At 71.6% G+C, this 21,528-nt stretch carries 15 protein-coding genes; 5 read left to right on the forward strand and 10 right to left on the reverse strand.

The window, feature by feature from the left end; genetic code table 11:
- Positions 1-66: 66 nt before the first annotated feature.
- On the reverse strand, positions 67-903 hold the full coding sequence (locus MYF83_RS06660; RefSeq protein ID WP_248959291.1) for a D-alanyl-D-alanine carboxypeptidase family protein: 837 nt from the start codon (positions 901-903) through the stop codon (positions 67-69).
- 189 nt (positions 904-1,092) lie between these two features.
- Between MYF83_RS06660 and MYF83_RS06665 the strand changes: the two genes are divergently transcribed.
- Positions 1,093-1,650: a hypothetical protein gene (locus MYF83_RS06665; protein WP_248959292.1), complete on the forward strand. Its 558-nt coding sequence runs from the start codon at positions 1,093-1,095 to the stop codon at positions 1,648-1,650.
- Between the two features lie 83 nt (positions 1,651-1,733).
- On the opposite strand, the gene MYF83_RS06670 is transcribed toward MYF83_RS06665, so the two are convergent.
- From MYF83_RS06670 to MYF83_RS06680, 3 genes are all read right to left on the reverse strand, one after another.
- Positions 1,734-5,105, reverse strand: a complete 3,372-nt coding sequence (locus MYF83_RS06670) for an ATP-binding protein (RefSeq protein ID WP_248959293.1) — start codon at positions 5,103-5,105, stop codon at positions 1,734-1,736.
- Between the two features lie 154 nt (positions 5,106-5,259).
- Positions 5,260-6,324: a lysylphosphatidylglycerol synthase transmembrane domain-containing protein gene (locus MYF83_RS06675; protein ID WP_248959294.1), complete on the reverse strand. Its 1,065-nt coding sequence runs from the start codon at positions 6,322-6,324 to the stop codon at positions 5,260-5,262.
- A gap of 143 nt (positions 6,325-6,467) precedes the next feature.
- On the reverse strand, positions 6,468-7,328 hold the full coding sequence (locus MYF83_RS06680; protein ID WP_248959295.1) for a PIG-L deacetylase family protein: 861 nt from the start codon (positions 7,326-7,328) through the stop codon (positions 6,468-6,470).
- Between the two features lie 177 nt (positions 7,329-7,505).
- Between MYF83_RS06680 and MYF83_RS06685 the strand changes: the two genes are divergently transcribed.
- Positions 7,506-8,654, forward strand: a complete 1,149-nt coding sequence (locus MYF83_RS06685) for a glycosyltransferase family 4 protein (protein ID WP_248959296.1) — start codon at positions 7,506-7,508, stop codon at positions 8,652-8,654.
- On the opposite strand, the gene MYF83_RS06690 is transcribed toward MYF83_RS06685, so the two are convergent.
- The 4 genes from MYF83_RS06690 to MYF83_RS06705 form a co-directional block, all read right to left on the reverse strand.
- The gene (locus tag MYF83_RS06690) at positions 8,642-9,025 is read right to left on the reverse strand and encodes a DUF8711 family protein (RefSeq protein ID WP_248959297.1); all 384 of its coding nucleotides are present in this window, start codon (positions 9,023-9,025) and stop codon (positions 8,642-8,644) included. The two genes, MYF83_RS06685 and MYF83_RS06690, sit on opposite strands and share 13 nt — an antisense overlap.
- 591 nt (positions 9,026-9,616) lie before the next feature.
- The gene (locus MYF83_RS06695; RefSeq protein ID WP_248959298.1) at positions 9,617-10,786 is read right to left on the reverse strand and encodes an acyl-CoA dehydrogenase family protein; all 1,170 of its coding nucleotides are present in this window, start codon (positions 10,784-10,786) and stop codon (positions 9,617-9,619) included.
- A gap of 7 nt (positions 10,787-10,793) precedes the next feature.
- On the reverse strand, positions 10,794-11,981 hold the full coding sequence (locus MYF83_RS06700) for an acyl-CoA dehydrogenase family protein (RefSeq protein WP_248959299.1): 1,188 nt from the start codon (positions 11,979-11,981) through the stop codon (positions 10,794-10,796).
- Positions 11,982-12,069: 88 nt separating this feature from the next.
- Positions 12,070-12,612 carry a Pycsar system effector family protein gene (locus MYF83_RS06705; RefSeq protein WP_248959300.1) on the reverse strand — a complete coding sequence of 181 codons (543 nt, stop codon included), beginning with the start codon at positions 12,610-12,612 and terminating at the stop codon, positions 12,070-12,072.
- Between the two features lie 419 nt (positions 12,613-13,031).
- On the opposite strand from MYF83_RS06705, the gene MYF83_RS06710 reads away from it, so the two are divergent.
- The 3 genes from MYF83_RS06710 to MYF83_RS06720 all read left to right on the forward strand — a co-directional run bounded on the left by MYF83_RS06710 (position 13,032) and on the right by MYF83_RS06720 (position 20,466).
- The gene (locus tag MYF83_RS06710; protein WP_248959301.1) at positions 13,032-14,834 is read left to right on the forward strand and encodes an ABC transporter ATP-binding protein; all 1,803 of its coding nucleotides are present in this window, start codon (positions 13,032-13,034) and stop codon (positions 14,832-14,834) included.
- Positions 14,831-16,699 (forward strand): ABC transporter ATP-binding protein, encoded by a 1,869-nt coding sequence (locus MYF83_RS06715; RefSeq protein WP_248959302.1) that lies wholly within the window; start codon positions 14,831-14,833, stop codon positions 16,697-16,699. The genes MYF83_RS06710 and MYF83_RS06715 overlap by 4 nt, the downstream gene beginning before the upstream one ends.
- Positions 16,700-16,986: 287 nt before the next feature.
- Positions 16,987-20,466, forward strand: coding sequence for a tetratricopeptide repeat protein (locus MYF83_RS06720; RefSeq protein ID WP_248959303.1), 3,480 nt, complete (start codon positions 16,987-16,989; stop codon positions 20,464-20,466).
- Between the two features lie 94 nt (positions 20,467-20,560).
- Here MYF83_RS06720 and MYF83_RS06725 read toward each other — a convergent pair whose 3' ends face one another.
- Together MYF83_RS06725 and MYF83_RS06730 are read right to left on the reverse strand one after the other, a co-directional pair.
- Positions 20,561-20,809 (reverse strand): hypothetical protein, encoded by a 249-nt coding sequence (locus MYF83_RS06725; protein ID WP_248959304.1) that lies wholly within the window; start codon positions 20,807-20,809, stop codon positions 20,561-20,563.
- Positions 20,784-21,482: a DUF433 domain-containing protein gene (locus tag MYF83_RS06730; protein WP_248959305.1), complete on the reverse strand. Its 699-nt coding sequence runs from the start codon at positions 21,480-21,482 to the stop codon at positions 20,784-20,786. The genes MYF83_RS06725 and MYF83_RS06730 overlap by 26 nt, the downstream gene beginning before the upstream one ends.
- Between the last annotated feature and the right edge of the window lie 46 nt (positions 21,483-21,528).

Below are 21,528 nucleotides of genomic sequence, written 5' to 3' on the forward strand. Positions count from 1 at the left end.
AGGTCCGGCCTGCCCGCGGCATGGCGGCTCGGCTCGGCTCCTGCCGGGATTCTTCCCCGCGACGGGTCACACGTCGGTGCGGACCGCCGTCTCATCGAGCAGCCTGCGGGCCGTGCGGTAGCGGGCGGCGTCACTCTTGTCGCCGAGGAGCACGCCGATCAGAGTGTGTCCGTCCCGGACCGAGGTGAACATCAGGCAGTAACCGGCCGGCCGCGTGTAGCCGGTCTTCAGGCCCTGCGCCTCGGTGGGCAGCAGCCGGTTGGTGTTGCGCCACACGTGGGCGCGGTGCACGGAGGTCTTGCCGGTCGCGTGCTTCTCGGTGCGGACGACCGTGGCGATGACCGGGTCCTTCAGGACGGCCTGGGCCAGCGCGACCTGGTCCTTGGCGGTGGAGTGGTCGCCGCCGGTCTGCGGGAGCCCGTCGGGGTTGGTGTAGTAGGTGTCGCGCAGCCCGAGGGTGCGGGCCGCGCGGTTCATCTTGTCCACGAAACGCGTCACCCCCGGCCCGTACCGCCGGGCGAGGGCGTTGGAGGCGTCGGCCCCGGACGGCAGCAGCAGCGCGTAGAGGAGGTCCCGTACGGTGAGCCGCTCTCCGGCCCGCAGGCCGGCGTGGGTCGCGCCGTTGGACGCGGCGTGCCGCACGTCCGCCTTGGAGATCGTGACGACGTCGTCCAGCGACGCCGAGCGGCGCACCACGTACGCGGTCATGATCTTCGTGAGGCTGGCCACCGGCACCCGCCGGGACTCGCGCTTGGCGAACTGGATCGTTCCCGACGTGACGTCGACCAGGTACGCCTCCTTGGCGGTGACCGTGACCGTGGCCCGCGAGGCGGACCGGGCGAGGGCCGGGTCGACCAGGCCGACCGAGACCAGAACCGCTGCCAGGAGAGAGATCGCCGCCATGCGCATCCGGTAATGATCCCATGTCCGCCATTGTCGGTATGCCGCGAGACGCGCGCGGCGGTGATCGCGGAAGCCGTCGCGTCCCGGTGACGCCCGCCCTGTCGGGCGGCCCTTGCCGACTGCAAGCGGACGGCAAGTAAGGAGCAACCATCCCCGCGTACACCTGAGGGTGAGCGAAAGGGGAGGGTCATGGGAGCGCGAAGCAGCAGGAAGCCGGTACGCCGCGTGATGCCGATCATGGCAAGCGGCACGGCCAGTGCCTTCAAGCTGCTGGTCGCGACGCTTGCCTTCTCCGGCGCCTACTTCGGAGTGTCGGCCGCGCACGGCACGCAGGGGTCCGCCGCCCAGGGAGCGGGCACGCACGGTTCCACCGCGCCCGTGAGGACCGTGGTCCTGTCCGCCCAGGCGATGCCCGTCGAGGTGAGCCGCGCGCCGCGGCCCGGCACGGTGACGGTCGGCATCAGCGAGGCGGGCGCCGGCTGCCTGCGGACCTACCACGCGCAGAGCGTCCTGGACCCCGGCCCCTCCGGCGACCCCGTCGTCTACGACTGGCGTCTGCTGCGCTGGAGCCCCGTCTCGCGCACCTGGAAGACCCACCAGGTCTCCGGTACGGAAGGCTTCATCGGCCGGCAGCGCACCGTGGGATGGCACCCCCGCATCATCGACAACCCCGGCTGGTACCGCGTCGAGCTGACCGTGTCCGGCAGCGGCGTCATCACCGGCGAGAAGTTCCAGGTCAGCTGCTGAGGCAGACCACGCCCCGCAGCCGGAACCACCCGCGCCGCGGTGGCCGCCGCCCCGCCCCGGACCGAAGACCCGCGCGTGCGGCGTCAGGCGCCGTCGAGGCCCTGGCGTGCCGCCGCGACCCATCGGGGGACGCCCACCCGCTCGGCCACCGCCAGCGCCTTCTCGTAGTGCCTGAGCGCGTCCTCCGGCTGCCCGAGGTGCATGGCGAGGTCGCCGAGCGTCTGGGCCACCGGCCACAGGGCCACGACCCCGGTGCCGGCGCCCGCGATGCGGTCCGACAGCGGCCCGAGCGTCGAGTAGGCGTCCTGCATGCGGTCGCGGTCGCCGAGCAGCATCCCGGCGAGCGCCCGCCACGTCATGGCCAGCTCGTACAGGAAGTCGGCGCGGACGGGAGGCCGGGTGGCGGCGACCGCCCGCGCGTCCTTGAGGTGACCCGCGGAGGCCAGGGCGACGGCGTAGGCGTCGAGCGTCCACTTGGCCCCGCGCCGGTGCGCCTCCTCCAGCGCCTCCACCATGTCGGCGGCCCTGCCGTCGACCAGGTGCAGGCAGAAGGTGGTGATCATCGGCAGGTCCTGGCGGCCTTCCAGCATCCCGGCCCGCGCCGTGAGCCGCGCGGCGTTGCGGTACGCGCGCTCCGCCCCGGCGTAGTCACCGGTGATCATCATGCGCATGCCGGCGTACCAGGCGCCCACCGCTGACGGCGCCGGCAGGTCGTACTGCCGGGCCAGCCGCTCGGCCGCGCTCATCTGCGCGTCCGCCTCGGCGAACTCGCCGCGCGCGGCGGCGCACTCCATCAGCACCAGATGGGCCAGCGCCTGCACCGCGATCTGCCCGGACGCGGCGCCGACCTCCAGCAGCTCCCGGCCGATGGCCTCGCGCTCGTCGACGACCGTGATGACGTACGACTGGCGCAGCCGCCCGCTCAGCGCGACGGCGAGCAGGGCGGGGTCGCCGCTCTGCCTGGCCAGCTCCTCGGCCTCCAGCGACGCCTCGTAGCCCCGGCCGGTCGCCGAACCTTCCAGCTCCAGGGCGAGGGTGGCCAGCAGGCTGGCGCGCAGGGACTGCTCTCCCGGCGGCAGCTCGATCAGCGCCCGCTCGGTGACGTCGACGATCTCCCAGGCCGTGCGGGTGAAGTCGCGGGCGATGCCCTTGTGCGGCACGGCCACCGACGCGGCGATGCGCGCGGTCATCTCAAGGTCGCCGAGCGGCAGGGCGGCGTCCATCGCCTCGCGGCGGCGGGCCCGCGCCGCCGTCATGTCGCCGCAGAGGGCGAGCGCCTTGATCAGCCGCAGTTGCAGCTGCAGTCGTTCCTTGGGCGGTCCGCCGACGGGGTGGGCGCGGTCGAACGCGGCGATGGCGCGCTCCCACAGTGTCGCCGCCTCCCGGTGCGCGAAGCGGCGCTCCGCCTGCTCGGCGGCGAGCCCCGCGTAGTGGACGGCCTTCGCCGCGGTCTCGGCCGTGCCCGCGGAGTCGTAGTGGTGGGCGAGCGCGGCCACGTCCGACGGCGACCGGCTCTCGATGACCGAGGCGACGGCCGCGTGCAGGCGCGACCTGCGCAGGCGTGAGGCGTCGGAGTACAGCGTGTCGCGGACCAGGTCGTGGTCGAAGCGGAGCATGCCCGGGCCGGGCTCGGTGACCAGCCCCGCGAGCAGCCCGGCTTCCACGGCGTCGACGACGGCGTCCTCGTCGCCCGAGATGTCGACGAGCACGTCGATGTCGACGTCACGGCCGATGACCGCGGCCTGCAGCAGGATCTGCTGGGCGGTCACGGGGAGCCGCGCGATGCGCCGGCGCAGCACGTCGCGCACTCCCGACGGCACCTCGGAGATGACCTCCGCGGCGGTGGCCCGCACTCCGGGGGACTCGGAGTCCAGGAGCCGGACGGTCTCGCGGACGAAGAACGGGTTGCCGCCGGTGCGCTCGATGATCCTGCTGACGGCCTCCTCGTCGACCTCGCGGACGCAGGTGGCCCGGACGAGCTCGGCCACCGCCCCCTCATCGAGCCCTTCCAGGCCGACGCGCACCGGGCCGAGCCGCGCGAGCGCCGCCAGCACGTCCGACTGCTGGTCGTTCAGCTCGCTGTCGCGGCAGGTCACGACGAGCAGCACGCGGCTGGCCGCCAGCAGGCTGGGCAGGGCGCGCAGCAGGGCCAGGGTCTGGTCGTCGGCCCAGTGCAGGTCTTCCAGGGTGAGCAGCACGGGAGCCTCGCGGGCGATCCCCGCGATGTAGCCGCCGACCGCGCGGTGCAGGCGGAAGCCGCCCGACGCCTGGTCGTCCTCGTCGGCGGGGTCCGCGTCGTCCAGCAGGGGCGCCAGCAGCTGGCCGTACTCGCCGGTGCCGCGGACGGAGACCAGGGCGCGCAGGACCTCCACCCAGGCCCAGCCGGGCGGGGTGGCGCTGCTGTCCGGGCAGCCGCCGGAGGCGGTGATCCAGCCCTGCCGGGCCAGCTCCAGCCCGAGCTGGCGTACCAGCGTGGTCTTGCCCGCGCCCGGGTCGCCGCCGACGACGGCCGCGGTGAAGCGCCCGGACAGGGCGTGCGGCGCGGCGCCGGTCAGCCGGGCCAGCTCGGCGTCCCGGCCGACGAACGGCTCGGCGGGCAGGGGCGGCACGTCGGCGGCCGGGCTCTCGGCGCGCGGCGGCCAGGTGCCGCCGGGCTCGGTGAAGCGGGGACGCTGCGGGATCGTGAGCTCCAGGCCCGGATCCTGGGAGAGGATGTCGGACTCCATCTTCCGCAGCGCGGGACCCGGGTCGATGCCGAGCTCGTCGGCCAGGGTCGCGCGGGCGCGCCGCAGGGCGGCCAGGGCGTCGCCCTGCCTGCCGCAGCGGTAGAGGCCGAGGGCCAGCAGCCGCCAGCCCTCCTCCCGCAGCGGGTGCTCCCCGGTGAGGGCCTCGAGGTCGGGCACGGTCTCGGCGTGCAGGCCGAGGCGCAGGCCCGCGTCGGCGTGACGTTCGCGCGCCACCAGCCGCAGCTCGGCGAGCCGGCTCACTTCGGCCTCGGCCCACTGCTGCTCGGCGAAGTCGGAGTAGGGAGTGCCGCGCCACAGGCCGAGCGCCGTCTCAAGGCCCGTGCGCGCCGGCTCGGGGTCGTCGTTCTCCAGGTACTTGCCCGCCGACCGGACCATGGCCTCGAAGCGCAGCGCGTCGACCTGGTCGGGCGCGGTGCGCAGCGCGTACCCGGAGGCGACGGTGACCAGCAGGCGGTTGGGGCCGCCGCGCGGGCGGCCGGGCTCGAGGACGCGGCGCAGCCGCGAGATGTAGACCTGCAGGCCGGATTGTGCGCCTTTGGCGGTCTCGTCGGTCCACAGGTCGAACAGCAGTGTGTCGACCGGGACGACCTGACCACGGGCCACGAGTAATCGCGCCAGCACCGCGCGTTGCCGTAGACCGCCGAGGTCGACCTCGCCGTCGCCGTCGTCGTACGCCTCGACCGGCCCAAGAACGCGGAACGTCACCATGTCAGCCGCCACGCTATGCGGGCCCGTCAAGCACGCACAAGCTATTCGCCAAGGCCCGCCTTCCTTCTCTTGCCACCCGTAACGGATGCCTCAAGGCGGCCACGGGTGTCACGAGGCTACAGGCCTCAGGCATAGGCGAGATAACGACGGGGGATCAGGCGCGGGAGGCGGGTTCCGGGGAGCGGCGGTCGTTCGCGGGGCCGCGCCGCCGCAACAGGGACCACGCGCCGAGGGCGAGGCCGCCCCAGGGGATCTCGATGGTGTAAGTCCAGAAGCCGAACAGGATCGCGGAGGCGGTCGCCGGGCCGGGAGGCTGGCCGAAGGCGATCAGCAGCGCCGCCGTGCCGCCCTCCATGATCCCCGCGCCGCTCGGCGTGATCAGCGCGCTGGTGAGCACCCGGCTGACCGCGAAGACGGCCACGGTCTCTGCGGGCCCGGGGTAGGCGCCGGTGGCCACCTCGCAGGCCGCCATGATCAGGCACTGGAGGACCAGGAAGGCCAGCATGCCGAGGGACAGGCCGGGCCACCGCCGGTGCACGATCTCGGCGGTGTCGGCGCGCAGCCGGTGGATGGCGTCGGAGGCGTACCGCGCCGGCGGGCGGACACCGCGCGGCAGGAACCGGAGCAGCCCGTCCACGGCGCGGCCGAGGAGGGTGGCGGCCCGCTCCCAGTAGAGGGCGGCGGCGACCACGGCCACCAGCACGAGGATCGAGAGCGCGCCGCCCCAGGCGGCGCTGGTGACCCTGGGGTCGGGGATGCGCCCGGCGATGAGCAGCGCGATGATGCCGACCGCCGGCAGGATGAACCGGAACATCGTGTTCCAGATGCCGGTGACCAGCGTGTACACCACGACGGGGCGGGTGGCGAAGCCCCAGCCCTTGGTCATGCCGAAGGTCAGGGCCACACCGGCCGCGCCGCCGAAGGGCAGCAGGTTGCTGACCGCGCTCCCGGCGCCGTTCAGCGTCAGCGCCTGCAGGTGGGTCAGGCCGGGCAGCGCCGAGGTCATCACGAAGGTGTAGGCGTACAGGCTGGCGAGCCACAGCACGGCCATCAGCGCGATCATCGGCCAGCTGAGCGCGCGGAACTGCGCCCCGATCTCGCTCCAGCTGACTTTGGCCCCGGTGAGCGCGTGCACGATCTGCGGCAGGTACACCACGAGCAGGACCGCCAGGGCCAGGGAGGCCACCGAAAGGCCGGCCTGGACCCATTTGTTCCTCATCGGTGCCCCCCCATGTCCGCTCGCGGGCGCTCGTCTCCGCCGCCCGCCCGGTCTCCCGTCGCCGTGGCCCTCTGCCGCGGGCCGCCCCCCAGTCTGCCGGGACGCCGCGGGCGCGATCTCCTCCTCGAGAACGAAATCGCTGCCTACCCGGTCTCCTCCGCGAGGTCCGGACGGTCCGTGCCGTCCAGTGCGTCCGGGAGCTCGTCGAAGGGATGCCTGAGCCGCGTGCCCGGCGGCAGGTCGCGCCGGACGTACCACTCGGTGCCGAAGATCAGACGGTACAGCGGGCCGGGGATCCTCAGCATCACTCCGAGCGTACGGTCGCCGTCGCCGCCCGTCGCCTGGGTCGCGTGGGCGGCCATGCTGGCGCGTTTGGCCTTGGCGAACCTGCGGACGTTGACCCGGTGGGTGATGACCTCGCCGGGGGAGTAGGCCCGCTCGAAGGAGCGCACGTCGAACTCCGGCGGAAACCGGTAGAAGCGCCGGGCGAGCCGGAGCCCCTTGAGGAGCGGGTCGCGGTTGACCGTGGCCTCCAGCAGGATCGGCGTGCCCGCGCTGCCGGCGGCGCGCTGCCCCACCCGGTACACCTGCACGTGGTCCGGATGGCCGTACCCGCCGGCCGGGTCGTAGATCGTCAGCAGGTCGGCGCTCTCCTCCTTGAGCACCGCCGCCAGCCGCTGGGCCGCCTCCTCGATGTCGGCGTCGATGAAGGCGTTGTCGGGACGGTCGTCGCCGACCGCGCCGTCCTCGCCGAGGCCGGAGTCGCCGTAGCCGAGCAGCACCACGCGGGCCACACCGAGGACGGCGGCCGACGCGTACAGCTCGGCGGTGCGCGCCTCGGCGAGCTCGTCGCCGTGGGGCAGGTCTGCAAGGCCGCGCTCGCCGGCGGTCGCCACGACGAGGACGACCCGGTGGCCCTCGGCCGCCAGCATCGCCATGGTCCCGGCCGTGAGCAGAGCCTCGTCGTCGGGATGGGCGTGGAAGAACACCGCGGTACGTGCCACGCGGCCATGATTCCACGGAGCCGTTCCTTCAGGTCGAAGGCCCCTCCCAAGCGGTGGTTCCAGAAGCCCTCCGCAACTCTTCAAGAACCTCTCGTGACGTGCGCGCCCTCCGCCGGGTGCCCTGGATCGGTGACGGTTCCGTTTGATGCGGGTGGCGGGCTCTGCCAGTCTGGCGGGGTGCGGATCCTTCACGTCAGCGACTGTTACCTGCCCCGGCTCGGCGGCATCGAGGTACAGGTGGCCGACCTGGTACGGGCGCAGTCCGAGGCCGGCCACGAGGTCGAGGTGGCCACCGCGACCCCCGGCGAGCCCATCTCCGGCGTCCACCGGATCGTCGCCCGGATGCCGTTCGACCTGCCCGTCCACCCCCGTGGCGGCACGCACCTGCTGCGCCTGATGGCGGCGCGCCGTCCGGACGTGGTGCACGTCCACACCGGCGCGGCCTCGCCGTTCGCGTGGATGGGGGTCCGGGCGGCGGTCCGCGCGGGCCTGCCGGTCGTGGTCACCGTGCACAGCATGTGGGATCCGGTGACGCGCACCATGTACAGGGGGCTCGACCGGCTGTTCGGCTGGACCGGCTGGAGCGTGGTGGGCACCACGGTGAGCCACGCCGCGGCCCGCCCGATCCGCGCGGTCACGGCCGGGCGCGTCCCGGTGGACGTGGTCTCCAACGGCCTGGACGTCTCCGCGTGGCGCCCCACCGGCGACCTTCGGCGAGCGGAGCGCGACGAGGTGCACATCGTGGCCGTGGGCCGGCTGGCCCCGCGCAAGCAGCCCGTGCAATTGCTCAGGCTTCTGCGGGAGGCGAGGCGGCAGGTCCCCGCGGAGATCGCGATGCGGGCCACGCTCGTGGGGGACGGTCCCGCGCGCGGCTCGATGGAGCGGTTCCTGCGCACGCATGGCATGCAGGAGTGGGTGTCGCTGCCCGGCCGCTACTCGCGTGACCGGATCCGCGAGCTGCTGGCCTCGGCGGACGTCTTCGTGGCGCCGGCGCCCAGGGAGTCGTTCGGCATCGCGGCCCTGGAGGCGCGGGCCGCAGGGGTGCCCGTCGTCGCCAGGGCGCAGAGCGGCGTGGCCGACTTCGTACGCCCTGGCAAGGAGGGGCTGCTCGGCCGCACCTTCGACGAACTGGTCCGTTCGGTGGCGCGGCTGGCCCGCGACCGGGAGCTGCGGGAGCAGATCGCCCTGCACAACAGGGAGACCGAGCTGACCCGCTGCACCTGGCCGGCGGTCCTGGAGGGTTTCGAGAGCTGCTACGAACTGGCGGCCGCCGCCGTGCGCCGAGCGCCCGGCGGCGGGAACCCCGCCGAGGCTCAGGAGCAGTAGACGGCGAGCTTCTGGGTCGCTTCGGTCGCCTTGGTGGCGAACTGCTGCAGCTCGCCGGCCGCCGCGGCCGGGTTGGACGGGTCGATCTTGAAGCCGCCCCACGACGTCGAGAGGTCGGTGAGCGTGGTCTTCAGTTCGCCGTCGGCCTTGCCGGAGAGGTCCTTGAGCTTGACGGCGAGGTCGGCGGTCGCCTTGTTGAACCCGGCGAGGTCGCCCGCGCCGGCCGCCGCCTGGGTGCTGTAGTCCTGGAATGCCTTGACGGCGTCGTCGCAGACGGCCTTGGTGCTCCCGCCGCCGCACGCCGAGGTGAGCGAGATCAGGGCGGCCGCCGCGGAGACGGCGAGGGCCTGGCGGGCAATGGTGAGGTTCATTAAGTGCCTTTCCTAGTGATCTGTCGCGATGGACAACCTAGGAACGACACCTTGCGGATCACTTTCACTCCGCCTGCACGGCGGGATGGACTGCTTCGACGGGTTCCGCGTGCGGAGGAGGCGCTGGAAACCGGGAGCTTGTGGCGATGAACTCAGAGATGCGAGCGAACTCGGAGGAGGCGCTAGAAGGGGAGCACCCGGCCTGACGGGCTGCGGAGGTCCAGGGGTGCGGGACGGCGTACGGGCTTGGGCCGTGGTGTGATGAGAATCCGCTTCATGTGCTTCTCCTTCGGTACGGGCTCACACTTCCCTCGTCACTCGTCGGCGGACAGGTCCTGTTCCTCACTGGTGTCTCCGCGGTCGGGCGAGGTGCGTTGGACCCGACCTCACCTCCTGTTTACCCTCTCTGGGGCTGCCGCAGACGCTTTCATCCTCAGTTTCTCCGATCTTGATCTGCCGTGAAACCCCTAGCGCCCCCCAGGCGGGGCGGGTGCGGCGTGATGGACCGGCGTCCGGCGCGGTGCGGTCGCTTCGACATGTTCTGAGGCTAAAAACCGTATGTTTCGGGCGATGGCATCGTTTATTGCAAACTCATGTTCCTGACGTCTTCGCGGACCGGCCGGGCCCCGGTGCGGCCGGCGCGGGATCGGACGCCAGCATGTCCCCGAGGCGGAGCGCCTGTGCCGTGGCGCCGCCCAAGGCGAACTCGATCTGCTTGGCGTGCAGGAAGTAGCGGTGCACGAAGTACTCCTCGGCGATGCCCATGCCGCCGTGTACGTGCACGACCGCGTGCGCCACACGGTGACCGCCGTCGGCGGCCCAGAACTTCGCGGTGGCCACCGCCTCCGCCGCCCTCCCCGCCAGGCCGTCCTCGGCCGACAGCAGCCAGGCGGCCTGCCACATCGTGAGCCGGATGGCCTCCACGTCGATGTGGCAGTCGGCGAGCCGGTGGCCGACGGCCTGGAACGACCCGATCGGGCGGTTGAACTGGTGACGCCTGCCGGTGTACTCGGCGGCGGCCGCAAGGGCCCGGGAGGTGACGCCGAGTTGCAGCGCGCACAGGCCGAGCATGGCCATGTCCCGCGACCGGGCCACCATGCCGGCCGGGCCGCCCGGGGCCTCGTCCCCCGGCTCGCCCAGCACCGCGTCGTACGGCAGGCTGACGTCCAGGTGGACCAGGCCGGTGATCTCCTTGGCGGTGGTCCGCTGCGGGGTGATCGACATGCCCTCCGTGCCCGCGGGGACGAGGAAGAGCCGCTCGCCGGCGGGCACCAGCACGAGGTCGGCGACCGTCGCGGCCGGGACCCCCGTCCGTACCCCTCGCAGCCGCCAGCCGTCCCGCGTCCTGCGCGCCGTCACCTCGGGCGCGCCGGCCGGCCCGGCCAGGGCGGCGGTGAGGACGCGCTCCCCTCGTACGGCCGGGCCGACCCACGTCTCGCGCTGCTCCGGCGTGCCGAAGGTCGCGATGGGCCAGGCGCCCAGCACGGCGGTGGCGTACAGCGGCACCGGTGCGAGGACGCGCCCGGCCTCCTCCAGCACCAGGCACTGCTCCAGGGGGCCGTACCCGCCGCCGCCGAGATCGGCGGGCAGCGCGATGCCGATCAGCCCGGCCTCGGCCAGGGTCGCCCAGAGCTCGCGGTCGAAGCGGCCGGTGCCGCGGCTCTCCAGCTCGGTGAGGGACTCGTGGGTGACCCGGTCGGTGAGGATGCGCCGCGCGAGCCGCACGAGCTCCCGCTGGTCCTCGGTGTAGGCGAAGTCCATGTCTCCCTCAGCGTGGCGCGCGTGGCATGCCGAGACCGATCGTCGCGATCACGTCCCGCTGGATCTCGTTCGTACCGCCGCCGAAGGTGAGCATCAGGATCGTGCGGTACATCCGCTCGATCCGTCCGTGCAGCACGGCGCCGGGGGTGTCGGGCAGGCAGGCGTCCTCGCCGAAGCACTCCATCAGCAGTCGGTACGCCTCGATCGCGAACTCGGTTCCGAAGATCTTGGTGACCGAGGCGTCCGCCGGGCCGACCCGCACCCCTTGGTCGAGCCCCCACGCGATCTTCCAGTTGACGAGCTTCAGGAACTCGACCTTGGCGTGCACCCGGCCGAGGTTGGCCCGTACCCACTCCTGGTCGATGACCCTGCGGCCGTCGGCGAGGCGGGTCGACGCCGCCCAGTCGCGCGTGCCCGCGAGGACCGCCTGGATCCCGGCCGCCGAGCACAGGGCGACGCGTTCGTGGTTGAGCTGGCCGGTGATCAGCTTCCAGCCGTCGCCCGGCCTGCCGACCAGGGCGGAGTCCGGAACCCGCACGTTGTCGTAGAAGGTCTGGCTGGTCACCTGGCCCGCCATCGTCGGCACCGGCGACCAGCTGAAACCGGTGGCGTCGGTCGGCACGAGGAACACCGACAGGCCCTTGTGCCTCGGCGCCGACGGATCGGTGCGCACGGCGAGCCACACGTAGTCCGCCGCGCTGATCACGCTCGTCCACATCTTCTGCCCGTTGATCACCCACTCGTCGCCGTCCCGCTCCGCTCGCGTGCGGAGCGCCGCGAGGTCGGTGCCGGCCTCCGGCTCGGAGTAGCCGATGGAGAAGTGCAGCTCCCCGGCGAGGATCCTCGGCAGGAAGAAGTCCTTCTGCTCCTGGGTGCCGTACTCCATTAGGGCCGGCCCGACGCTGCCCAGGGTGAGCAGCGGGATGGGCACCCCGGCGGCCGTGGCCTCGTCCGCGAAGATCAGCTGCTCGACCATCGTACGGTCCTGCCCGCCGTACTCCTCGGGCCAGCCGATGCCGAGCCAGCCGTCCCGGCCCAGCCGGCGGATGATCCTGCAGTAGGCGCTGTCCTTGCCCATCGCGCTGGACTCGCCCCCCGACATCTCCTCGCGGAGGGCGGGCGTCGTGATCTCGGCGAAGTAACTCCGAAGCTGCGCGCGCAGCTTCTCCTGCTCTGGCGTGTACGCGATCCTCATGGCCGCACGTTCATGGTCGCATCCCTCCCGGCGCAGGTATCGTGCCACGCCTGGCCGTTGCCGAACAACCGCTTGGTGGGGTAGAGGTTCACGGAGGTGACAGGACGAGGTCGATGACGACCGAGCAGACCGTCGCCAGGACGGCCGCGCAAAGCAGCCAGAACCCCCACCGGATCATGCGGTACTTGCGGTGCACGATGCCGCTCATCCTGCGCACCTGGTCGGAGATCCGCAGCAGGTCCGGGCGTGAGGCGATGATCATCGCGTCGGCCAGGGCCTGCACCGAGCCGAACCGCACGACGTCGCCGTAGTACGCGATGATCCTCGGGTCCTTCGCTTCGGACGTGCCGGTCCGCGGGTAGACCGCTCCCGACAGGCAGCCCAGGGCGGCGAGCGCCGCGGCCACGCCGGCCCACCAGAGCCACTCGACCGAGTTCGACAGGGCGAACGGCGACCAGCTCTGCGCGATGATGCCACCCGCGACGGCGCCGAGCCCGATCCCGGCGACCCCGAGCAGCACCTGAGCCTTGGCGTCGGCCCTGTTGACCTCCTCGCGCGTGTCGGCGAGCAGCCTCGCCGCGTACGCGCAGGCAACGGCCTCCGCCTCCTCCCGCCCGGCGGACCGGGCCACGGCCGACGCCCGCGCTCTCCGGCGACTCCCTAGACGACGTAGCACGCTCAGGCTCCACCCCTCCGGACGGCGACAGGCGAGTGAACGAACCCCGCTCATTGCGGGCGAGCATGCCATGCCCCCTCGTGGGCCGTACAGGTATGAATGCGCGTCGCATGAGCATCTGTCGATCGCAGAACCGCGGCTCATGTGGGCCGCGTCCGCGCAGTCGGTGTGCCGACTCGGGGCCGTTCGCCGGGGCGTCGAGCGTCCCGTGCCGCAAAATCGGTTGATCGGGGAGCAACAGGCTTGGAAGGTAAAGGCGACGCCTGCGGTTGTGGCTTCTCGTGCGTCCCCGTTCCCGCCGCGACATCTCGGCGTCCTCCGCTCCGTCCATCGCGCCGACCCGCGCCGACTCGTAAGGAGTGCCCTGCTTCCTCATGCCTTCCGACGGTAAAGACTCCGGCCCTGCCCCCGACTCCCCAGAAAAGCCCCGTAGCGGGAGGTCGCGGTCGCTGCGGCGGCTCACGCCGTACCTCCGCCCCTACATCGCCCGCCTGATCCTCATCTGGCTCGCCACCATGGCGGGCATCGCCACCAGCACCGCGATCCCGCTGGTGGGCAAGGACATCATCGACGGCCCGGTCGGCCATGGCCGCGGCGACGCCCTCCTCCCACTCGGACTCCTCGCGCTGGCCCTCGGCGTCACCGAGGCGTTCCTGACCTTCGTCCGCCGGTGGATGCAGACCAAGGCCGTGCTCGGACTGGAGACGGCGATCCGCGACGATCTCTACCGGCACCTGCAGCGGCTGCCGATGAGCTTCCATGGCGACTGGCAGTCAGGGCAGTTGCTGTCCCGCGCGACGACCGACCTGTCCACGATCCGCCGGTTCTCCGGGTTCGGCCTGCTGTTCCTCGTCATGAACATCGTGCAGTTGATCACCGTGACGGTGCTTCTCCTGCGGATGTACTGGCCGCTCGGCCTGCTCATCGTGGCGAGCGCGGTGCCCATCTTCGCCGTGTCGCTGCGGTTCGAGAAGAAGTACCGCCGCATCTCCCGCGAGGTGCAGGACATGCAGGGCGACATCGCCACCTACGTCGAGGAGGCGGCGATCGGGATCCGCACGGTCAAGGCGTTCGGGCGCAGGCCGCACGTGTTCGCCGAGTTCGACGCCGCCGCGCGCAAGGTCTACCGGGTCTCGATGGACAAGGTGCGGCTGGCGTCCCGCTTCTTCACCTTCCTGGAGGTGATCCCGAACGTCACCCTGGCCATGGTGCTCCTGCTCGGCGCGCTGGCCGTCGGCGCGGGCTCGCTGACGCTCGGCACCATGGTGGCCTTCATCACGCTGACGCTCCAGCTCGTGTGGCCGATCGCGTCGCTCGGCTACATCCTGGCGATGGCGCAGGAGGCGATGACCTCCGCCGACCGCGTCGTGGAGGTACTCGACACCGAGCCGGAGATCGTCGGCGGCACCGAGGTGATCGAGCGGCCGCGCGGGCACCTGCGGTTCGAGGGCGTCGGCTTCCGGTTCCCCGGCGCCGACCGGCCGGTGCTGCGGGACGTCTGGCTGGAGGTGCGGCCGGGTGAGACGGTCGCGATCGTCGGGGCCACCGGCTCGGGCAAGACGACGTTGACCGCGCTGGTGCCGAGGCTGGCCGACGTCACCGCGGGCCGGGTCACGATCGACGGGCAGGACGTCCGCGACCTGACGCTGCCGGCGCTGCGGTCGGTGGTCGCCACCGCCTTCGAGGAGCCGACGCTGTTTTCGATGAGCGTGCGGGAGAACCTCACACTCGGCCGGGGCGAGGCGACCGAGGAGGAACTGCGGGAGGCGCTCGAAATCGCCCAGGCCAACTTCGTCTACGACCTTCCGTGGGGGCTCGACACCCGGATCGGCGAGCAGGGCATGTCGCTGTCGGGCGGCCAGCGGCAACGGCTCGCCCTGGCCCGCGCGGTGCTCAGCAAGCCGAGGATCCTCGTGCTGGACGACACCCTTTCGGCCCTCGACGTCGAGACCGAGGCCCTGGTCGAGCAAGCGCTGCGCGGGGTGCTCGCGGAGGCGACCGGCCTCGTCGTGGCGCACCGCGCGTCCACCGTGCTGCTCGCCGACAAGGTCGCGCTGCTCCGCGACGGCACCATCACGCACCTCGGCCTGCACCACGAGCTGCTGTCGAAGGTCCCCGAGTACCGGGAACTGCTCGCGCAGGACGCCGACCTCGACCACGAGGAGGCGCTGCGATGAGTGGCACGGCCTCCGGCGCGAAGGACGCCGCGCGAGCGAGCGCGGCCGCCGAACCGGGACGCTGGCGCGGCGTCGGCGCCGAGAAGCAGGACGAGCTGCCGGACAAGGTGTCGGTGCTGCTGCGGGCGCGGTCCCGGCGGCTGCTCGGCGACCTGCTGCGCCCGCACCGGCGGGCCATCACCTTGCTGATCGCGGTCATCGTGGTCTCGAGCGCGGCCGGCCTCGCGATCCCGTACCTGGTGAAGGTCGGCATCGACGCCGGCATCCCGCCGATGCTGCGGCACGAGGGCGCGGGGACGCTGCTCACGTCCGTCGCGGCGATCCTGGCCGTGGCGCTGACCCAGGCGTTCACCCGTCAGGCGTTCCTCCAGATATCCGGACGGATCGGGCAGGACATCCTGCTGGATCTGCGCCGCCGCGTCTTCGACCACTTCCAGCGGCTGTCGCTGGGGTTCCACGAGCGGTACACCTCGGGGCGGGTCATCGCCCGGCTCACCTCCGACATCGACGCGATCGCCGAGATGCTGCAGTCGGGCTTCGACAGCATCGTCACCGCCATCCTCAGCCTGTTCGGCACCGCGGTCCTGCTCCTCGTGCTCGACCTCCCGCTGGGCGCGGTCGCGCTGGTGCCGCTGCCGATCCTGTTGCTGTTCACCCGGTGGTTCCGGCGTGAGTCGAGCATCGTCTACCGCCGGACCCGCGAGGCGGTGGCGCTGGTCATCGTCCACTTCGTGGAGTCGATGACCGGGATCAGGGCGGTCCAGGCGTTCCGCAGGGAGCCGCGCAACCAGGAGATCTTCGAGGAGCTCAACACCGGCTACCGGGACGCCAACGCGAGCAGCATGCATCTCGTCGCGGTGTTCATGCCGGGCATCAAACTGATCGGCAACGTCACGGTCGCGGCCGTCCTGGTGTACGGCGGCTGGCTCGCGCTCCACCACGCGGTCACGGTGGGCGTGCTCGCCGCGTTCCTGCTGTACCTGCGGCAGTTCTACGAGCCGATGCAGGAGATCTCCCAGTTCTACAACACGCTCCAGTCGGCCGGCGCGGCGCTGTCGAACCTCTCCGGCGTGCTGGAGGAGCGGCCCGAGGTGGCCGAACCCGAGCGTCCGGCGCCCCTTCCGGGCCCGCGCGGGGCGGTGCGGTTCGAGGGGGCCGAGTTCTCCTACATCGACGGCGTGCCGGTCCTGCCCCGGCTGGACCTGGAGATACCCCCCGGGCAGATCGTCGCGGTGGTGGGCGCGACCGGCGCGGGCAAGACGACGGTGGCGAAACTGATCGCCCGCTTCTACGACCCGACGGCGGGCCGCGTCCTGCTCGACGGCGTCGATCTGCGCGACCTCGACGAGGCCACGCTGCGCCGGGCCGTGGTGATGGTGACGCAGGAGAACTTCCTGTTCACCGGCACGGTGGCGGACAACATCAGGTTCGGCCGCCCGGACGCCACCCCGGCCGAGATCGAGGAGGCGGCCCGCGCGCTCGGCGCGCACGAGTTCATCGCGGCGCTGCCGGACGGGTACCTGACCCAGGTCGGCAAGCGCGGCGGCCGCATGTCGGCCGGGCAGCGGCAACTGGTGGCGTTCGCCAGGGTCTTCCTCGCCGACCCGGCTCTGGTGATCCTCGACGAGGCGACCTCCAGCCTGGACGTCCCCAGCGAACGTCTCGTCCAGCGTGCCCTGCGCACCGTCCTCGCCGGCCGCACCGCCCTGATCATCGCCCACCGCCTGTCCACCGTCGAGATCGCCGAACGGGTGCTCGTCATGGACGCCGGCCGCGTCGTCGAGGACGGCCCCCCGGACCGCCTCATCGCCGAAGCCGGCCGCTTCGCCGGCCTGCACCGCGCCTGGCTCGACAGCCTGTCCTGAGCGAAGGGAGGCCCGGCCCTAGGCCGGCCTCCCTCTCGCACCCAGGTCGAGAGCTTCTTAGTATGATCAGCTTCTAGTAAGAGGCGATCATGCTTTGGGGGACACGCTTCGTTCCTTGGCGGTAGCGATAGGGGAGCAGACCTCCTCCATCGTTGTTCTCGACGAGGTGCCTTGGCTGGTCGAGCAGGACAGCCAGTTCGAAGGTGCTCTCCAGACCGCCCTGGCGTTCACGCCGGGGAGGAGGTCAAGCTTGATGTGAACTCTCCCCGTATTCAAGGCGGTCGCCGGTGGTCGATACGTTCATGTCGGGTCCGTCGTTCGTCGGCAGGGCCGAGTGGCTAGCCCTTTTCCGCGAGAATCTCGTGCGCAGGCCGGACGACGTGGATCGGCGTTCGGTCTTCGCTCTGCACGGGGACGGGGGCATCGGCAAGTCGTTCCTGCTGGCACGATTACGCGAGATCGCGGCCGTACAAGGCCGGCTGACGGCAGGGGCGAACGAGAAGCAGTACGACGTGCCGGACGTCATGCGGAGCATCGCCGATGACCTGCGGGCCCAGGGGGTACGGCTGAGGCGGTTCGAGCAGTGGCACGCCTCGTACCTGCGGCAGCGCCGCGAATCCCCGGCCGACCAGGAATCACCGGGGCAGGCTCTCGCCGAGACCGCGGTGCGGGCGGGGCTCGGCATGGCGAAGACGGTCCCCGTCGTAGGCTTCGCCGCGGAGGCCGTGGATCCGAAGGCGCTGGCCAAGCCCATCCAGCGGTTGCTCGCGGGCAACGGCCGCCCGCACGGCTCGTCCCCGCTGGAGGAGGGTACCCGGATCTTCCTCGATGACCTGCGCCAAGCGGGCCAGCCCATCGCCCTGTTCTTCGACACCTTCGAGTACACCGCCGCCTACCTGCAAGGATGGCTCCGCGACCTGGTGCGCGATCTCGTGCGTGGCAAGCCGGACGGCCTCCCGGCCGCCACTCTGGTGACCATCGCCGGACGCCATCGGCTGAACCTCAACGTCTGGTCCGACTGCCTTGGCCGGATCGCCGACGTCCCGCTGGCGCCGTTCACCGAGGTGGAGAGCCGCCGGCTGCTCGCCTCGCGGGGAGTGACCGATGAGCCGAGGGTCGCCGCGGCACTCAGCCGCACGGGCGGTTTCCCCCTCGCCCTGGCGATCGTCGCGCAGAACTGCCCTGACGACCCCGCCGCGATGGGCGAGCCCTACGACGACCTGTTCGAGCGGATCCTCCAGTGGGAGACCGACGACGACCGCCGCGAGTGCGCGCTGGTCTGCTCTCTGGCCCGGCGGATCGACCAGGACGTGGTGGCCCTGCTCGCCGAGGGCAGGGCGAAAGAGCTGTACGAGTGGCTGCGCGCGCAGGCGTTCGTCACTCCGCAGGACGGCGGGTTCGAATACCACTCCATCGTCCGCGGCGCGATGGTCCGGGTACACCGGGGGAGGTCCCTCAGGGAGTGGAAGTCCGGGCACCGGCGCCTCGCCGCGGCGCACCGGGCATGGCGCGACGAACTGGACCTGACCGACGAGGACGGCTGGTACGAGCCGGCCTGGCAGGAGCACATGCTGGAGGAGACCTACCATCGCCTCTGCGCGGACGGGGCGCGGGTGCTTCCCGACCTGTTCGCCGGCGGCATCGCGGCGTGCCACGCGTCGGTGTCGCTCGGACGGCGCTGGGCCGACGCCGTCGCCCAAGCCGGAGAGGACGGCCCGACGGCGTCCCTCTCCGAGCTGGGCGCGGCCCTGCGGTCCGCCGTCGAGGGGGACCTCGACGACGGTGTTCCCTTTCTCGACCTGCTCCTCCGCCAGGCCCGGCTCTCCTGGACCGACCGGGCCGAGGCGTTCCGCGTGCGCGGCCGGTACCACCGCGTCAACGACCGTCTCGACCTGGCGCTGGCCGACTTCGACCGTTCCCTGGAGATCAACCCCGACCATGCGCAGGCGCTCAGCGGCCGCGGTGAGACCTACCGGCTCCACGACCGGTTCGAGGAAGCACTACGGGACTTCGACCGGGCCATCGAGATCGATCCTGAGGACGACTGGACCATCGACAGCCGCGGACGCGTGTACTGGGCCCTGAAGCGCTACGACGAGGCGCTGGCCGACTTCACCCGCGCCTACGAGCTGAACCCGACGGCCGCCATCTCCATCGCCGCACGCGGAGCCGTCCACTCAGAAATGGGGAATCACGACCAGGCGGTCGCCGACTTCGACATCGCCATCGACCTCGACGGCGAGTACGACTGGGCCATGGCGAACAGGGGTGAGGCCTACCGCGTCACAGACCGCTACCAGGAGGCGCTGGCGGACTTCGACCGGGCCATCGACCTCGACGGCGAGCACGCCTGGGCCATCGCCAGCCGGGCCCAGACCTATCACTCTCTGGAGCGGTACACCGAGGCGCTGGCCGACTTCGACCGCGCCATCGAGCTCCGGGGCGACTACATCTGGGCCATCGCCAGTCGCGGCGCGACCTACCAGGCGATGCGGCGGTACGAAGAAGCGATCGCCGACTACGGGCGCGTCATCACGATCGACCCCGATTACCGCTGGGCACTCGCCGGCCGGGGCCGGGCGTACTCGGCGCTGGGACGATACGCGGAGGCGCTGGCGGACCTCGACCGGGCCATCGAGCTGGACGGCGAGGACGCATGGTCCGTCTGCAACAGGGGTGAGACCTACGATCTGATGCACCGGCACCTTGAGGCGATCGCCGACCTCGACCGCGCCCTCGAGCTCGGCGAGGTGGACGCCGCCGGCGTTCTGGGTAGCCGGGGGCAGGCGTACACGGCGCTCGGGCGATACGGCGAGGCGCTGGCGGACTTCGACCGGGCCATCGAGCTGGACGGCCGGTACGCGTGGGCCCTCGCCCTCAGAGGTGAGACCTACCGCCTCATGCGCCGGTACGAGGAGGCGATCGCCGACTTCGACCGGGCCCTGGAGATCGACGGCGCGGACGCCTGGACGATCGGCGGCCGCGCGCAGACCTGCTTGTCAGCCGGGCGATACCAGGACGCGCGACGCGACTGCGACCGCGCCCTCGAGATCGACACGGAGAACGCGTGGGCCTTCGAGGTCCGAGGGCGCGTGCACCGGGCTCTTGGAGATCACCAGGCCGCCTGTGCCGACCTGCGGCGGGCCGTGGAACTGAAGCCCGACGACGACCACCTCCTCGATCTGGCGATGACCTGCGGCGCCGGAGCGGATGAGCTCGGGACGCTGGCGGCGGTGGGCGTGCCCCTTACGGAGGCATGGCGGCTCGGCGGCATCGTGACGCGGTGGCTCGTCGAGCGGGGGGTGATCGCGGCCGAGCGCACGGCCTGCGTGGCCGGAGAGCGGCGGGCTCACGCTCCGGGCGACCGGTACGCCTCGGCGCTGGCGTCGCCGGACGCCGGCCTTCACGCGCGGGCGCGCAACGGTGTGCAGGTGCTGATCGGGCACACCGCGAGCCACTCCGGAAGGCCGGCCTCGCTGATCTGCCCGAACTGCGGGGCCGAGGCGCCGTTGATCGAGCACGACCGCCCCGCCGCGCGCTGGTACGAGGTCGCCGGCCTCGTCTCGGAATGGGTGGACGGCGCCGATCCGGCGCACCGTTGCACCGCGTGCGAGTGCGCCGGACGGCTGCGCGACTGGAGGTTCGAGCCGCGCGTGGTGTTCGGCCACCTGGCCGTCCGCTTCTGGAACTGGCCGCCGCTCGCCCCCGGATTCGCGGCCGACCTGTCACAGGTGATCGGACACCCTGTCGAGATCCTCCAGGCCTGAGCGCCCACCACCCCAATGATCAATCACAAACCACCAGACCCGCGCCGCCACCGAGCCACTGCCGGAAGAGCGACATACGACCTACCGCGCACCTTCAAAGCCGCGGCGGATAGATGTGTTCCAGACGATCGACGTGCGCCGCGTAAATGAATGGACCGGGATCCTGCGCCGCGCTGAAGATAGCGCGTTGGTTGAACAAGAACCGCTGAGCACATTCAATAGAGGTGAGGTCTCCCCGGGTGACGACGAAACAACGGGCAGAGTGCTCGGTGACCGCGTCGATCTCGGCGCGACGATAGCGAATGCGCTTGTAGAACTTAGGCGGCTGTTCGGGTTGCGACACGGACGGCGTCCTCGACTTCTGCGCGGCTGAGACCGTATTCCTCCGCGACGGTGTCCAGTGGTTCGCCCGCGCGGAACAAATCGATGACGTCCTCCAGTCGCGCACCCCCGTGTGCGAATCTGGGTCGACCGAACGCGTGATCGGGATCGACGGTGACTTCGGCAACGCGGTACTGCGGCAGTCGGATGACCTGTGCGTAGCCGTCAGCGGCGAATTCGACGCGCCGCAGGTAATCTTCGACGATCTGGGAGAAAACCCGCTGGTTGTTCCGAACGACGACCAGTTCTCTTGCTGACTCACCTTCCGGGGTGTCTCCAGCGTGTTCGGCGAAGTCGTACAGGACCTCTGCGCCGTCGGTGTAGAGGCGGCGGCTGGCAAGTGCGTATTCGACACCGAGCTCTCGTTCCAAGGCGTCGATCGCCGGCCGGATCCGCTGGAGAGGCACTCCGGAGTGGCGGAAGGCGGCAAGCGCGTATCCTTCCGCCAGCCCGACGAAAGGAAGCGCCGGCTCGTGGCGTCGGCTAGGAGACTTCGCCGTGATCACAGGCCTGCCGCGGACGGTCCCGCGCTCGTAGCCATAAGCCCAGGTGCTCAGCGTCGATGGTGGCACAGCTAGATAGGACGCGGCCTCTGCTACGCCGTACAGCGGTGTCGAGAACCGATCAATGGCCATGCGCCACCTCCCGTCTCCGCTGCTCGTCTGTCACGAGATGTTACCG

The organism is Sphaerisporangium perillae, from assembly GCF_023276435.1.
GTDB lineage: Bacteria > Actinomycetota > Actinomycetes > Streptosporangiales > Streptosporangiaceae > Sphaerisporangium > Sphaerisporangium perillae.